We start from the raw sequence: 14,447 nt of genomic DNA, 5'->3' as shown, positions 1-14,447 counted from the left end.
AATTCACCAACCCCGGCCCCCTGCGCCCCACCCCCCCCTGCAACCCAACGGCCCCCAGCGACTCGACGGCCCCAGGACCCAACGGTCGGCCGTGGCTCCTCCCCGAGCCCACCCCGCGGCCGACGCCGCCCCCTTCCCTCCCCTTCCTCCCTACTTCTCCCCCTCATCCCCCTTCTCCGGATTCTCCGGCTTCTGCGACGGCTCGGGGGTGATGCCCAGCATCCGCTGGAGGAGCTGCTTGAGCAGGGTGCGCTCGGCGACGGTCAGCTGTCCCAGCGGCTCGCGCGCGAAGTCCAGGGATGCCCGCAGCCGTTCGGCCGTCCGCACGCCCTCGGCCGTCGGGGCGGCCAGCTTGACGCGGCGGTCGGCCGGGTCCGGGCGGCGCTCCACCAGGCCGCGGGACTCCAGACGGTCCACGATGCCGGTCACATTCGACGGCTCGCACTTCAGCTGCTGGGCGAGCCGTCGCATGGGCAGTGGCTCGACGGCCAGCAGGCTGAGCAGCCGCGCCTGGGCGCCGGTGAGCGAGTGCTCGGCCGCGGCGTGCTCGTACTCCTCGTGGTAACGGACGACGACGGTGCCGATCAGGTCGACGACGTCGACGGTCAAGGGGTCTGCGCGCGGGGTCATAAACACCAGGATACCCAATTGCTTGACAACGTGAAATATCGATGTGCATGATTGTTTCAGAACCTGAAGCATTTGGAGGACCGGCTCATGTCCGCACCGCTGCCCACGACCAGCCGTGAATGGCACCTCGTCGCCCGCCCGCAGGGCTGGCCCACCCCCGACGACTTCGCGCTCCGCGAGGCCGCGCTGCCCGAGCTCGCCGACGGCCAGATCCTCGTCAAGAACGCCTACTTCTCCGTCGACCCGTACATGCGCGGCCGGATGAACGACGTGAAGTCCTACGTCCCGCCCTTCCAGCTCGACCAGCCGATGGACGGTGGCGCGGTCGGCGAGGTCCTCGCCTCGCGCGCCGAGGGCATCGCGGTCGGCGACCACGTCCTGCACGGCCTCGGCTGGCGCGAGTACGCGGTCGTCGACGGCGGCCACGTCGCCAAGGTGGACCCGTCGCTCGCCCCGCTGACCGCCTACCTCGGCGTCCTGGGCATGCCCGGTCTGACCGCGTACGCGGGCCTGCTGGAGGTCGCCTCGTTCAAGGAGGGCGACGCCGTCTTCGTCTCCGGTGCGGCCGGCGCGGTGGGCAGCGAGGTCGGCCAGATCGCCCGCCTCAAGGGCGCCTCCCGGGTCATCGGCTCCGCCGGCACCGACGAGAAGGTCAAGCTCCTGGTGGAGGAGTACGGCTTCGACGCCGCCTTCAACTACAAGAACGGCGATGTCACCCGGCAGCTCAAGGAAGCCGCGCCCGACGGCATCGACGTCTACTTCGACAACGTCGGCGGCGATCACCTCGAAGCCGCCATCAGCGCGCTCAACGTCCACGGCCGGGTCGCCATCTGCGGCATGATCTCGATGTACAACGCCACGGAGCCCAGTCCCGCCCCGCGCAACCTCGCCATGGTCATCGGCAAGCGCCTGCGCCTCCAGGGGCTGCTGGTCAGCGACCACTCGGCGCTGCGCCCCCGGTTCGTCGAGGAGGTCTCCGCCTGGATCCGCTCCGGCGACCTGAAGTACTCCGAGACCAAGGTGCAGGGCATCGAGAACGGCGCCGAGGCGTTCCTGGGCCTGCTCCGCGGCGACAACACCGGAAAGATGATCGTGAGCCTCGCCGACTGAGGCGCCGTCCGCCGGTGCGGGGCGCGAGCCGCGAGCCCATGAACCGCGAGCAGCCGGCCCAGAGCCCTGGGCCCTGAGCTGCCGGCCCGGAGTCCGAGCTGTCGGTCCGGCCTGCCGGTGGTCCGGCCCGCCGCCAGGCCGGGGGCCACCGGGAGGCAACCACCCTTCGGCAGAGGGGGATTGGACAGGTCAGGCGATGGACGGGGCAGCCCTCACCTCCCCCCCCGCCCGTTCAGACGCGCTGAGACACCACGGTCCCAGTGCTCGAACAGCCCCCGGCGGAGAATCCGCGCTGGCAGCCGTCCGGAGCAACGGATTAGGCTCAGCGGCACGCCGTCGCGATCCGTGGGCGCGAGTCGCGGCGAATCACAGGAGGATTCGGTATGTCCATCCAGACCGTCGACGTCGTCTACACCGCCGTCGCCACCGCTGAGAACGGCCGTGACGGCCGCGTCGCCAGCGACGACGGCAAGCTCGACGTCGTCGTCAACCCGCCCAAGGAGCAGGGTGGCAGCGGCGCCGGCACCAACCCGGAGCAGCTCTTCGCGGCGGGCTACAGCGCCTGCTTCCAGGGTGCTCTCAGCGTTGTCGCCCGCCGGGAGAACGCGGATGTCACCGGCTCGCGGGTGACCGCCGAGGTCGGCATCGGCAAGACCCCGGACGGCGGTTTCGGCCTCACGGTCGAGATCTCCGCCTCGATTCCCAACGTCGACGCGGCCACCGCCAAGGACCTCGTGGAGAAGGCGCACCAGGTGTGCCCGTACTCCCGCGCCACCCGAGGCAACATCGAGGTCAAGCTGACCGTCGCCTGACGCGTCGAGCCGACCGCTGTCTGGGGCGCCGCGGGCGTCGGCGCGTAGCCGCGTTCGCCGCGCACAGCGTGGAGAAGCCCAGGGCCGTACCCCAGCGGGTGCGGCCCTAGGTCGTTCCACCCCGCAACGGCGCCGAGCCGATAGCCCGCGTGACCGAGGCGACCGAGGCGACCGAGGTGGCAGAGATGGCCGACGTGGCAGCGACGGTCGAGGCGGCTGACGTGACCGAAGTGGCTGACGTGGTCGCCGTGACGACACTCGACGTGGCCACTGTGACGCAGGCAACAATCACGCCCCGGGGTCTTGACGCAGGCGCTGTGTAATCGATTACATAGGTCCTCGCGAAACCCGGCGTAATCGATTACATCGACTCCTCGACGCGTATCCGACGGGCACGCACCGGCCGAGCGCGGACCCGGCGGACCGATCGAGGACGTCCGCATCGATCGCTGCGCGCCGGCCGCTCGGACCGCATCGCGCGTTCCGGGCGGATCGCATGGGCAGATCGACGGCGATCAGCACACCCACCGACAGGACGGCAACGGCGCCATGGCGAACATCAAGGATGTGGCAGAGCGGGCAGGGGTCTCCGTCGCCACCGTCTCCCGGGTCCTCAACGGCAACAGCCCGGTCGCGGAGACCCGCGAGCGGGTGCTCGCCGCCGTGCGGGAGCTGGGCTACCGCCCCAACAACGTCGCCCGGGCCCTGCGCACCGCCCGCACCGGCGCGCTCGGCCTGGTCATCAGCGACCTCACCAATCCGTTCTTCACCGAGCTTGCCGACGCCGTCGAGGACGCGGCCCGCAGCCTCGGCTACAGCCTGGTCATCGGCAACGCCGGCGAACGCCCCGAGCAGCAGGACGACTACATCCGCACCCTGCTCGACCGCCGGATCGACGGCCTGCTGGTCAGCTCGGCCGGTACCGGCTCGGCGATGCTCCGCGAGGTCGTCGCGTCCGGCACCCCGCTGGTCCTGCTGGACCGCACCGTGCCCGGTATCGATGCCCCCTGTGTCCGCGCCGACGGCCGCGCCGCGCTCACCGACCTCGCCGCCCATCTCGCCGCCCTCGGCCGCCGCCCCGCGATCATCGTCGCCCCGGCCGGCACCCCCACCGGCGACGAGCGCCTGGAACTCTTCCGTGCGGCACTGGCCGCACACGGCATTCCGCTGCCCGACGAACGGGTCGGCGCCACCCCCGACCTCCAACCGACCGGCGGCCGGCGGGTGATGAGCGACCTCCTCGACCTGCCCGAGCCGCCGGACGCGGTGCTGGCCACCGACAACCTGATGGCGCTGGGCGCGATGGACGAACTGCGGGCGCGCGGGCTGCGGGTCCCCGATGACATGGCGCTGGTGGTCTACGACGACGTGCCGTGGTTCGCGCACACCGACCCGCCGCTGACCGCCATCGCCCAGCCGACCCGCGACCTGGGCCGGGCCGCGGTGCACGCCCTGCTGGAACGTGTCGAGGGCCGCCCGGCCGCAACGGTGCTGCTGCCCGCGCGACTTGTCACCCGCCACTCCTGCGGCGAGCCGGGCGCCGAGCGGTCGACCGCACCAAGGGCATGGACGTGATGTCCAATATGCTCCAGGCGCACCACGATCTCGACCGGGTGTTCGCCGCCAACGACGAGATGGCGCTCGGGGCCGCCAAGGCGCTGGGGGCCCGCTCCGGCAAGGACGTGAAGGTGGTCGCCTTCGACGGCACCCCGGACGGCGTCCGGGCGGTCCGCGCCGGGACCCTGACCGCCACCGTCGCCCAGCAGCCGGAACTCCTCGGCAAGCAGGCGGTGGACTGGGCGCTCAGGGTATCCCGCGGTGAGCGGCTGCCGCGGACGGTGAAGGTGCCGGTGGTCCTGGTGACGGCGGCGAACGCCGCGCGGTTCGGCGGCTGACGGTGCGGCCCGGCGGCAGCGGCGTGCCGCCCGGCCGCAACAGGCGGGAAAAGACAGGAAAGCGGCGTATGGACACGCGGGAGCACACCGCGGACAGGCGCTCGGACAAGGGAGAAGAACGGCGCATGTACGACGTCCTGGTGGTCGGCTCGGCCAACGCGGATCTGACGGTACGGGTGGCCCGGCGGCCCGGCGCGGGGGAGACCGTGCTCGGCACGGACCTGGTCGAGACGGCCGGCGGCAAGGGCGCCAACCAGGCAGCCGCGGCGGCCCGGATCGGCGGGCGCACCGCACTGCTCGCGCGGGTCGGCGGTGACGCGTACGGCGCACTGCTGCTGGCCGCGCAGCGCGCCGCGGGCACCGATGTCACGCCGGTCATCGTGGACGAGGACGCCCGCACCGGCACCGCGATGATCATCGTCGACCCGGACGGTGACAACAGCATCGTCGTCTCGCCGGGCGCCAACGCCGCCCTCACCCCGCACGATGTCACCGCGGCCAAGGACGTCATCGCGGCCTCGTCGGTGGTCTCCCTCCAGCTGGAGGTGCCGATGGAGACCGTACGGGCCGCCGCCGCGACCGCCGAAGCGGCCGGCACCCGGGTCGTCCTCAACCCCTCGCCGGCCCCCGACACCCTCGCACCCGAACTCCTCGCCGTGGCTGACCCGTTGGTGGTCAACGAGCACGAGGCCCGGCAGCTGTCCGGCCGCACCGACGGCACGCCCGCGGACTGGGCGTCCGCGCTGCGCGAGCAGGGCGCCCGATCGGTCGTGGTCACCCTCGGCGGGGACGGCGCCCTGGTCCTGGATGCCTCTGGGCCGGCGGCGATCCCGGGCGTCCGCGTCACGGCCGTGGACACCACCGGCGCTGGCGATGCCTTCACCGGCGCGCTCGCCACCCGGCTGGCCACCGGCGCGACCCTGCCCGAAGCGGCTCGCTTCGCGGTACGCGTCGGGGCCGCGGCCGTCACCAAGCCGGGCGCACAGCCGTCGTACCCCACGGCGGACGACCTGGCGGAGCTGCCGGAGCCGCCGGAGAACTGACCCGGCGCGAGCCACTCCCCCGGGAGCCGGCCCGGTGCGAGCCTCTCCGGAGGGAACTGCTCCGGCACGAGCCTCTTCGGGACGAGCCTCGCCGGCGGGAGCCGGTCCGGTGGAGGGAAGACCGGGGCAGGAGGAGGCAGGGGCGCCGGCGGTTGCGACGGGGCGGCGCGAGCCGGCGGGGCACCGCCGGCGCGCCGCACCCCGCCCGCACCTCACCGCTCGGTCCCTTCCCTCAGGAGCGCGGGCTCCGCCACGGCCACCGTGCCGCGCGCCTCCCACTCCTCGCCGCGCTCCGCGGCCTGCTCCTCGCCGAGTTCCGCGGGCCCGTACAGCGCATGCGCCGCGCCGGTCGCCAGCGCCCAGTAGCGGTCCCCGTAGGACCAGTGCCACCACTCGGTCGGATAGTTGACCAGGCCCGCCCCGTGCAGTGCCGCGGCCAGCACCCGGCGGTTGCGGCGAGCGGCAGGCGTCAGGTCCGGGGCGATATAGCAGGCGCCGTCGCTCTCCTCCGGCGACGCGTCGATCGGAGTCCCCATGTCGACACGGCCGCCGTCGGCCGTGGCCAGGGTGAGGTCCACCGCACCGCCCGCACTGTGCGGTGCGATCTCGGGCGGCGACACATAGCGGCAGGCGGCCCGATGGACCCGTACCGCGTCCCAGTCGGGGTGTGCGGCGCGCAGTTCGCGCCCGTACCGCTCGAAGTAGTGGCGCTGGAGGGCCGGCGGGCGGTATCCCTCGACGACCTGGAGCCGCAGCCCGTCCGGCAGCGCCCGCTGCGCCGCCAGCAGCCGCCGCACCACGCCTTCCCGCAGATACGTGAAGGCGCCTGCCGCGCCGTCCTCCTCGTCCTCGGGCCCGTCCGCCAGGAGCGCGGGCGCGGCGGCCCGGAGATCCACCAGCGGCTCACCGCACTCCCGGACCGGCACCGCGGCCACCGCGGGGTCGGCCATCAGCGTGACCGCCTCCCGGACATCGCTCAGCACCAGCTCGCCGCCGTCGCCGGCCCTTGCTCCCGACCCCGTCCCCGGCCACGCGGACGCCGCCGCCACCCGCTCACCGGACGGCCGCCAGCCGCCGCTGAGCCCGCAGGCCGGGCCGGGGCTTCCGACCTCGATCCCGTTGGCGAGCAGCACAAACAGCCCGTGCTCCCGGGCCAGTTGCGTATACCGCGCCACCCGCTCCGCCCCGTCGTGGAAGGCGCTGGAGAGATAGACCCGGCAGCCGTCCGCCACGGCCTTCGCCGGCACCTCGGGGAAGGCGCTGTCGAAGCAGGTGGCGAGCGCGAACCGGATGCCTCCCAGCGTGAACCGGCCGTGCGCGGTCCCCGGTGCGAACACCTTCCGCTCGCTGTCTGCCAGATGCCGCTTGTCGTAGCGGGTCAGCAGCGCGCCGTCCGGCCCGTACACGAACGTCGCGATGGTCGGCGGGGCCCCGCCGTCGGCGCTCCGCCCCGCACCGTTCACCACCGCCGCGACCCCGGCCGTCCGGCACGCCTCCCGTACGGGCGCCAGCCGGGCATCGTCGGGCAGCACCGCCAGCCCCGCCGGATCAGCGGCTATCAGATGCAGGTCGTAGTGCGTCAGCGCCAGCTCGGAGAAGACCACCAGCCCGGCGCCACGCTCGCCGGCCTCGGCGATGAGGGCGGCCATCCGCTCGGCGTTGGCGGCGATATCGCCCGGTACGGAGGGGAATTGTGCGGCAGCAATGATCATTCGCCCATCATGCCCCGCCCGCCGACGATCCGTTCGGGCCTGTGGATAACCCCGGCCGCCCCGCTCCGACCCCGTCCGTACGCACCGTCAGGTGCGCCCTTCTGCCTGACCCGGCTGCTGCCGGGCCGCGTCGACACCTCGCCCGCCGTAGCTGCCACCGCTCCTGAACTCCCGCCCCGGGCACGGCAGTAAGCGCAGCAACGCGCCGGCAGCCCTGCCCGCCGGGTTCTGGCCGGGCCCGTACCCGGGAGTCAGCCGGTCCCCGCGCCGGGCTCCTCGGCAGTCTCCTGACCGGGCCCTTCGGCGGGCTCGTCGTCCTGTCCCGCCACACTCCCGAGCAGCGTCAGGAAATCCCGGAACGCGGCCGGCATGTCGACGTTCTCCGGGTCCAGCAGCCATTGCAGCTGGAGTCCGTCCATCACCGCGACCAGCAGCGGCGCCGCCCGCTCCGGCGTCAGCCCGCCGGGCAGGGTGTCGCCGAACTCGGCCCGCAGTGCCCCGGCCAGCGCCTCGCGCACGGCACGGAAACGGGTCTCGAAGAACTCGCGTGCCGGATGGTCCTCGGTGACGCTGTCGGCCGACAGCACGGTGTACGTCTGGACGACGCCGGGACGGGTGGCGTTGTAGTCGACGAGCTGGGCGAGGGTGCCGGTGCGCCAGGTGCCGGCCGCCGCCGCGGCTGCGTCCCAGCGGTCGCGCGCCTCCAGGACGCCGATCAGCAGCAGTTCTTTCGTCGGGAAGTGGTGCAGCAGCCCCTGCTGGGTCAGCCCGGCGCGCTCGGCGACGGCGGCGAGCGAGGTACGGCGGTAGCCGCGCTCGGCGATCAGTTCCATGGCGGCCTCCAGGATCGCCGCACGCCGCTCGGCGCCCTGGACCTCCCGTCCGCCGCCGCGCCTCCGGGGGCCGCGGGCGGTGCCCTGATCTCGTGCGCTCACGAGCCGAGCGTAACTCTCCCGCATCTGCCGTCAGTGCTCTACACCCCCTCCCCATAACGCACTGATAACGATCCTTACCGTGTGCACGGTATGGCGGTAAGAATTCGGCCAGGGGGCCCGCACATCCAGTCAAGGGAGCGCCGCAGATGACCGACCAGCCCCATGCCCGCCGCAGCCACCCCCGGCCCCACGACTACTCCGCAGTGGTGGAGCGGGCGCTCGCCGCGCTCGACCTGGACACCAAGGCCCGGCTGCTCTCCGGTCAGGACATGTGGACCCTGCCCGCCGTACCCGCGATCGGGCTGCGGTCGCTGGTGATGTCGGACGGCCCGATCGGCGTGCGGGGCCGGCAGTGGAGCGCCGAGGACCCGTCGGTCGCCCTGCCCAGCCCCACGGCCCTGGCCGCCACCTGGGACCCCGAACTCGCCCGCCGCGCCGGCCATCTGCTCGCCCAGGAGGCCCGCCGCAAGGGCGTCCATGTCCTCCTGGCGCCGACCGTCAACCTGCACCGCTCGCCGCTCGGCGGCCGGCACTTCGAGTGCTATGCGGAAGACCCGCTGCTGACCGGCGTGATCGGCGCCGGATATGTACGGGGAGTGCAGGAGGGCGGGGTCGGTACGACGGTCAAGCACTTCGTCGGCAACGACGCCGAGACCGACCGCTTCACGGTCGACAACCGCATCGCCCCGCGCCCCCTGCGCGAGCTGTATCTCGCCCCCTTCGAGCACATCGTCAGGACCGCCCGCCCCTGGGGCATCATGACCGCCTACAACCAGGTCAACGGCGCGACGATGACGGAACACCGCCCGCTCGTCGCCGAAGTGCTGCGCGGCGAATGGGGCTTCGACGGCTGCAACGTCTCCGACTGGACGGCGGCCCGGCACACCGTACGCGCGCTGCGCGGCGGTCTGGACGTGGCGATGCCGGGGCCCCGCACGGTCTTCGGCGCGCCGCTCGCGGCGGCCGTCCGCGCGGGCGAGGTCGCGGAGTCGGAGGTCGACGACGCGGTCCGCCGGGTGCTGCTGCTCGCCGCCCGCGTCGGCTGCCTGGACGGGGCGCCGCCCGCCGTGCCGCCCGCCGCCGTGCCGCAGGACATCGACGGCCGGGCCGTGGCCCGCGACCTCGCCCGCCGCGCGGTCGTACTGCTGCGCAACGAGCCCGTCGGCGGCGGGCAGCCGGCCGGCGGGCCGGTGGGCGGCGCGGCACAGGGCGCCGACCCCGCAGGCCGTACCCGCCGCGCCCTTCCTCTCGATGTCTCCGCCGTGCGCCGTGTCGCCGTCATCGGGGCGGCTGCCCGCGACGCCCGGGTGCTCGGCGGCGGCTCCGCCACCGTCTTCCCCGAGCAGATCGTCTCCCCGCTCGCCGGACTGCGGGCCGCGCTCCCCGACGGCGTGGAGGTCACCTTCGCGACCGGCGCCGATCCGCGCACCCGGGTCCCGTACGCCCGAGACGGCTTCGCCCTGCGTACCCGCTACCTGGCCGCCGACGGGCAACTGCTGGCCGAGTCCGCGCAGTTCGACGGCCAGGTCCAGGTGGTGGGCAGCTTCCCCGACGGCGTCACCCGGCAGAAGCTGCACGCCGTCGAACTCACCGGCAGCTACACCCCGCAGCGCACCGGCGGCCACACCCTGGCCGTCTCGGGCACCGGCCGCCTCCGGCTGACCGTCGACGGTGCGGTGCTCTTCGACGAGGAGTGTGCGCCGGCGGGCGGCGATCCCTTCGAGGCGTTCATGCGGCCCGTGGAGCACCGGGTCACGGCGGAGCTGACGGCCGGCCGGACGGTGCCGCTCACCCTGCGGTACGTGCCCCGCGCCCTCGGCCTGGGGGAGGGCATGGATGTCCTGAACTTCACCCTCGGGCACCGCGAGCCGCAGCTCGACGCCGACGCCGAGATCGAGGAGGCGGTCCGCACGGCGGCCGGTGCCGATGCCGCGATCGTCGTCGTCGCCACGACGGAGGAAGTGGAGTCGGAGGGCTTCGACCGCACGGACCTGACGCTGCCGGGCCGCCAGGACGAACTGGTCACCCGGGTCGCCGCCGCCAACCCCTGCACCATCGTGGTCGTCAACGCCGGCTCGCCGGTGGAGCTGCCCTGGCGGGAGCAGGTCCCCGCGGTGCTGCTGAGCTGGTTTCCCGGCCAGGAAGCGGGCGCCGCGCTGGCGGACGTCCTGCTCGGCACGCACGAACCGGGCGGCCGGCTCCCCACCACCTGGCCCGCCCGCTTCGCCGACGCCCCGGTCACCACCGTCACCCCGGCCGACGGCCGCCTTCCGTACGAGGAGGGGCTGTTCATCGGCTACCGGGCCTGGGAGCGGTCCGCCGTCGCGCCCGCGTACGCCTTCGGCCACGGGCTCGGCTACACCGACTGGGCGTACGAGTCCCTGGACACCAGCCCTGACTCGGTGCGGGTCCGGCTGCGCAACACCGGCCGGCGCCCCGGCCGCGAGGTCGTCCAGATCTACCTCGCCCCCGCCCCGGGCGACCCCGGCGCGCCGGAGCGCCCGGCCCGCTGGCTGGCCGGCTTCGCCGCCGTCGAGGCGGGCCCCGGTGGGAGCGCCGAGGCCGAAATCCCGCTGCCGGTGCGCGCCTTCGAGGTCTGGTCGGAACCGGACGGCCGCTGGCGCCGGGTCCCGGGCGTCTACACCGTCGAGGCGGCGCACAGCATCGACGACATCCGGCTGACGGCGCAGGTCACTTCTGGCTGAGCACCGACACGTCGCCGCCGCTCGTCCGCGCCGATATTTTGTGCTCCGAGCCGGGATCCGTCGGGACGGAGACCTTGCGGGTCCCGCCGCTGGTCTCCGCCTGGACCGCGTAGGAGCCCTTCGGCAGCCGGATGGTGACATTGCCTCCGCTGGTCCGCCCGGACGCCTCGTCGGGTACCGCGGCCAGCGCGAGATCCACATCCCCGCCGCTGGTCTTGACCTTCGCCGTACGGGCCGTGGAGTCCTCGACGGTGACGTCGCCGCCGCTGGTCTCCGCGGTGATGCCGCCCGAGGCGCCGTGGACGGTGATGTCCCCGCCGCTGGTGTGCAGATCGACCGAGGCGCTGCGCGGCAGCAGCACGCGGTAGCTCACCTCGCACCGGCGGCCGGTCTCCGGACAGTCCCCGGCCGTCAGCGTCAGTGTGCCGTCCTTGACCGTGTGGGTGGGGGCCGGCTTCTGCCCGTCGTACTTGTACTTCTCCGTCACTTTGACCGATCCGCCGGCGTCGACCGGCACGATCTCGATGTTTCCGCCGTGGGTCGTCGCCGACAGCGCGCTGACCTTGCCGTCCACGCCGTACGTCCGCTGCGCGGTCTTCGGCGGTCCGATCGTCAGCGAGCAGCCGGCCGTCAGGACGGTCAGCGCCGCGCACGGTAGCACGAGATGAGAGGCGCGGAGACGGGCCATGGCGTTTTCCCCCGGGGACAGGTGACGAACAGTCGGAACACGGCGGAGCGGTGCGGACCACGCCGGAACCGCTCACCACTCATCGTTCCGCCCCCGCGCCGCGGGTTCGTCGCCGCACGGTATGACCTTCCCCGTCCCCGCACGGTATGACCTGCGCCGCGGTGCCCCTAGGGGTATCCCTGACGTCTCAGGGGTCGTGCGGGCGCCTTACCCGTTCTCCCTGCGGGTGATCGTCCGGAACGCCAGCTCCGCCAGCTGCTGCTGGCCGCGTGCGCCCGGGTGGAACCAGTCCCAGGTGCTCAACTGCCGCTCGGTGAAGGGGTAGTCGAAGACCGACCGGTCGAACCGGCACAGCGCGTCCTTGGCGCAGACCTCCGCCAGCGCCTCGTTGTACGCCATGACCCGTTCCCGGACCCGGTTCCGCCGGTCCTGCGCCGGCTTCGTCAGATCGTCCGGGTCGCGCAGCATCGACCCGCAGATGCCCAGCTTCCACACCTGTTTGCCGAGCGGGTTCCTGCGCCCCTCGGCCCACAGCCGCAGCAGATCGGGCACCGCCGCGACATACACCTGGGTGTGCGGCAGGGTCCGCCGCAACGTCTTCAGTGACCGCTCGAAGCCGGCGCGGAAGGCGGCCTGGGACGTCATCGCCCGGACGTCGCTGCGGCAGGCGTCATTGGCGCCGATCAGGACCGTGACCAGCTCGGGCCGGCGCGCGGCGGCCTCGGAGATCTGCTCCGGCAGATCGCTCATCAGGGCGCCGGTCCGGGCGTAGTTCCAGCTGTGCGCGGCGGGGTTCGTCCTCACCAGCCGCCGGGCGAGGCTGCCGACCCGGGGGTCGGTGCCGGTGGCCCAGGAGACCTCGGGGCAGTCGGAGAGGACCGTGCAGGCGTCGAAGCCGACGGTGATGGAGTCGCCGAGGGCGGCGATCGAGTGGGGGTCCGTGCGCCATGCGGGTGCCGGTTTCGGGGCCGGGTGCTTGGTCTTCGGGCCGCCGTGCGCGGTGCCGGAACCGCCGTCGCCGCCGCAGCCGGTGAGCGCGGCCAGCAGTGCGGAGGCGGTGCCCGCGGCCAGCCCCGCGCGGGCCGCGAGGCGGTGACGCCGAGGGCGAACGGGCCGATTGATCGTCGTCATCCCCTGTCCCCTCCGGCGTGCGAGTGATATCTCTTCCGTAGCGACGGTACGTCACTTGCCGTCCGGCACCGCACGGTAGCTTTGCCCCGTAACTGCCGGTCCGTGACCCAAAGTGGCAAGTGCAGTCGGTGCAGGCAAATTACATCACGTCATTTCCTGTCCCTTTTGCGGCAAATTCCGCCTAGTGGTGTTTACTGTAGGTCACCTGGCATGCTGGTGCCGAAGTGATCACTGGGGCAGAATGTCGGCAACTGTCCCGGCCGTAACCGGAACGGGCACGAGGCCGCTGGGGAAGGCGAACCTCGAACCGCACGGGAGGTCCCGGTGACGACACGTGGAGTTCTGTACGTCCACTCCGCTCCGCGCGCGCTGTGCCCGCACGTCGAATGGGCAGTGGCGGGCGTCCTCGGGGTGCGCGTCAATCTCGACTGGATCCGCCAGCCGGCGGCGCCCGGCACCTGGAGAGCGGAGTTCTCCTGGCAGGGCGAGGCCGGCACCGCCTCCAAGCTCGCCTCCGCGCTGCGCGGCTGGCACCTGCTCCGCTTCGAGGTGACCGCCGAGCCCTGCTCCACCGCCGAGGGCGAGCGCTACAGCTCCACCCCCGACCTGGGCATCTTCCACGCGGTCACCGGCATCCACGGCGACATCCTCATCCCCGAGGACCGGCTGCGCGCCGCCGCCGACCGCTCCGCACGCGGTGAGACCGAGCTGGCCGACGAGGTCGCCAAGCTGCTCGGCAAGCCCTGGGACGACGAACTGGAGCCCTTCCGGTACGCGGGGGAGGGCGCGCCCGTCCGCTGGCTCCATCAGGTCGTCTGACGGCGACATCCGGCCGCGGTTGCCTTCGAGCGCCCTCCACGGCCTAGCGTGCCGCCATGGCCGACAACACCACTTCCCACACACCGTCAGTCGCCGTGCTCGGCACCGGGATCATGGGCGCGGCGATGGCCCGCAACCTCGCCCGCGCCGGTCTCGACGTCCGCGCCTGGAACCGCACCCGTGCCAAGGCCGAGCCACTGGCCGCCGACGGGGCCCGCATCACCGACACCCCGGCGGAGGCGGTGGACGGCGCCGATGCCGTCCTGACCATGCTGCTCGACGGGCCCGCCGTCCTGGCGGCCGTGCGGCAGGCCGCTCCGCGGCTCGCCCCCGGCACCCTCTGGCTCCAGATGAGCACCGTGGGCCCCGAAGCGCTCGTCCCGCTCGCCCGGTTCGCCGCCGAGCACGGCCTGCGGTTCGTCGACGCCCCCGTGGTGGGCACCAAGGCACCTGCGGAAAAGGGTGAGTTGACCATCCTGGCCGCCGGTCCGCAGGAGCTGCGGGAGCGCGCGGGGCGGGTCTTCGACATCGTCGGCAGCCGCACCCGGTGGGTCGGCGAGGACGGGACCGGCGGAGCCGCCAGCCGCCTCAAGCTCGTCGTCAACACCTGGGTGCTCACCGTCATCAGCGGTACGGGGGAAGCCCTGGCGCTCGCCGAGGGGCTCGGTGTCGACCCCCGGGACTTCCTGGCCACGGTCGCCGGCGGGGCGCTCGACATGCCGTATCTGCGGATGAAGGCGGAGATGATCCTGTCCGGGGACTTCCCGGCGAGCTTCACGGTGTCCGCGGCGCGCAAGGACGTCCGGCTCATCACGGAGGCCGCCGGGGCGGCCGGCGTACGGATGGACCTGGTGGCCGGCGCAGCGGAGCGCTTCCGCCGTGCCGAGGAGCAGGGGCACGGCGACGAGGACGGCTCGGCGGCGTACTTCGCCAGCTTCGACGGCTGACGGAAGACACAGGGAGACGC

14 protein-coding genes are annotated in these 14,447 nt (G+C 73.3%); 9 read left to right on the top strand and 5 right to left on the bottom strand.

The annotated features are described in order from the left end of the window. Positions 1-150: 150 nt before the first annotated feature. Positions 151-630: a MarR family winged helix-turn-helix transcriptional regulator gene (locus tag RZ84_RS11290; protein WP_043264215.1), complete on the bottom strand. Its 480-nt coding sequence runs from the start codon at positions 628-630 to the stop codon at positions 151-153. An 87-nt stretch (positions 631-717) separates the two neighbouring features. Here RZ84_RS11290 and RZ84_RS11285 point away from each other — a divergent pair, with 87 nt between their 5' ends. The 6 genes from RZ84_RS11285 to RZ84_RS11265 all read left to right on the top strand — a co-directional run bounded on the left by RZ84_RS11285 (position 718) and on the right by RZ84_RS11265 (position 5,490). After that, on the top strand, positions 718-1,740 hold the full coding sequence (locus RZ84_RS11285; RefSeq protein WP_043264214.1) for an NADP-dependent oxidoreductase: 1,023 nt from the start codon (positions 718-720) through the stop codon (positions 1,738-1,740). Positions 1,741-2,123: 383 nt separating this feature from the next. Next, complete coding sequence (locus RZ84_RS11280; protein ID WP_043264213.1) at positions 2,124-2,552, top strand: organic hydroperoxide resistance protein; 429 nt, start codon at positions 2,124-2,126, stop codon at positions 2,550-2,552. Positions 2,553-2,701: 149 nt separating this feature from the next. Beyond that, on the top strand, positions 2,702-2,875 hold the full coding sequence (locus tag RZ84_RS38865) for a hypothetical protein (protein ID WP_157878801.1): 174 nt from the start codon (positions 2,702-2,704) through the stop codon (positions 2,873-2,875). Between the two features lie 226 nt (positions 2,876-3,101). Beyond that, a complete protein-coding gene (locus tag RZ84_RS11275; RefSeq protein WP_043264212.1) occupies positions 3,102-4,127 on the top strand; it encodes a LacI family DNA-binding transcriptional regulator in 1,026 nt (341 codons plus the stop codon). Further along, positions 4,127-4,447 carry a substrate-binding domain-containing protein gene (locus tag RZ84_RS11270; RefSeq protein WP_241777659.1) on the top strand — a complete coding sequence of 107 codons (321 nt, stop codon included), beginning with the start codon at positions 4,127-4,129 and terminating at the stop codon, positions 4,445-4,447. The genes RZ84_RS11275 and RZ84_RS11270 overlap by 1 nt, the downstream gene beginning before the upstream one ends. A gap of 125 nt (positions 4,448-4,572) precedes the next feature. Continuing rightward, complete coding sequence (locus RZ84_RS11265) at positions 4,573-5,490, top strand: ribokinase (protein WP_043269617.1); 918 nt, start codon at positions 4,573-4,575, stop codon at positions 5,488-5,490. 212 nt (positions 5,491-5,702) lie between these two features. Here RZ84_RS11265 and RZ84_RS11260 read toward each other — a convergent pair whose 3' ends face one another. After that, positions 5,703-7,202 (bottom strand): nitrilase-related carbon-nitrogen hydrolase, encoded by a 1,500-nt coding sequence (locus RZ84_RS11260; protein ID WP_078893689.1) that lies wholly within the window; start codon positions 7,200-7,202, stop codon positions 5,703-5,705. A 251-nt stretch (positions 7,203-7,453) separates the two neighbouring features. Further along, positions 7,454-8,137 (bottom strand): TetR/AcrR family transcriptional regulator, encoded by a 684-nt coding sequence (locus tag RZ84_RS11255; protein ID WP_043264211.1) that lies wholly within the window; start codon positions 8,135-8,137, stop codon positions 7,454-7,456. 146 nt (positions 8,138-8,283) lie between these two features. Between RZ84_RS11255 and RZ84_RS11250 the strand changes: the two genes are divergently transcribed. Beyond that, a complete protein-coding gene (locus RZ84_RS11250; RefSeq protein ID WP_043264210.1) occupies positions 8,284-10,842 on the top strand; it encodes a beta-glucosidase family protein in 2,559 nt (852 codons plus the stop codon). Here RZ84_RS11250 and RZ84_RS11245 read toward each other — a convergent pair. Further along, complete coding sequence (locus RZ84_RS11245; protein ID WP_043264209.1) at positions 10,829-11,530, bottom strand: DUF4097 family beta strand repeat-containing protein; 702 nt, start codon at positions 11,528-11,530, stop codon at positions 10,829-10,831. The genes RZ84_RS11250 and RZ84_RS11245 overlap by 14 nt on opposite strands. A 207-nt stretch (positions 11,531-11,737) precedes the next feature. Further along, positions 11,738-12,661 carry an SGNH/GDSL hydrolase family protein gene (locus RZ84_RS11240; protein ID WP_043264208.1) on the bottom strand — a complete coding sequence of 308 codons (924 nt, stop codon included), beginning with the start codon at positions 12,659-12,661 and terminating at the stop codon, positions 11,738-11,740. Between the two features lie 324 nt (positions 12,662-12,985). Here RZ84_RS11240 and RZ84_RS11235 point away from each other — a divergent pair, with 324 nt between their 5' ends. Next, a complete protein-coding gene (locus RZ84_RS11235) occupies positions 12,986-13,480 on the top strand; it encodes a DUF3145 domain-containing protein (protein ID WP_043264207.1) in 495 nt (164 codons plus the stop codon). Positions 13,481-13,536: 56 nt separating this feature from the next. Then, the gene (locus RZ84_RS11230; RefSeq protein ID WP_043264206.1) at positions 13,537-14,427 is read left to right on the top strand and encodes an NAD(P)-dependent oxidoreductase; all 891 of its coding nucleotides are present in this window, start codon (positions 13,537-13,539) and stop codon (positions 14,425-14,427) included. The last annotated feature ends 20 nt before the right edge of the window (positions 14,428-14,447 follow it).

The sequence above is a fragment of the Streptomyces sp. CT34 genome (genome assembly GCF_000805335.1).
Classification (GTDB): domain Bacteria; phylum Actinomycetota; class Actinomycetes; order Streptomycetales; family Streptomycetaceae; genus Streptomyces.
The sequence above is the reverse complement of the archived record's forward strand: the minus strand, read 5'-3'. Positions and strand labels throughout refer to the sequence as shown.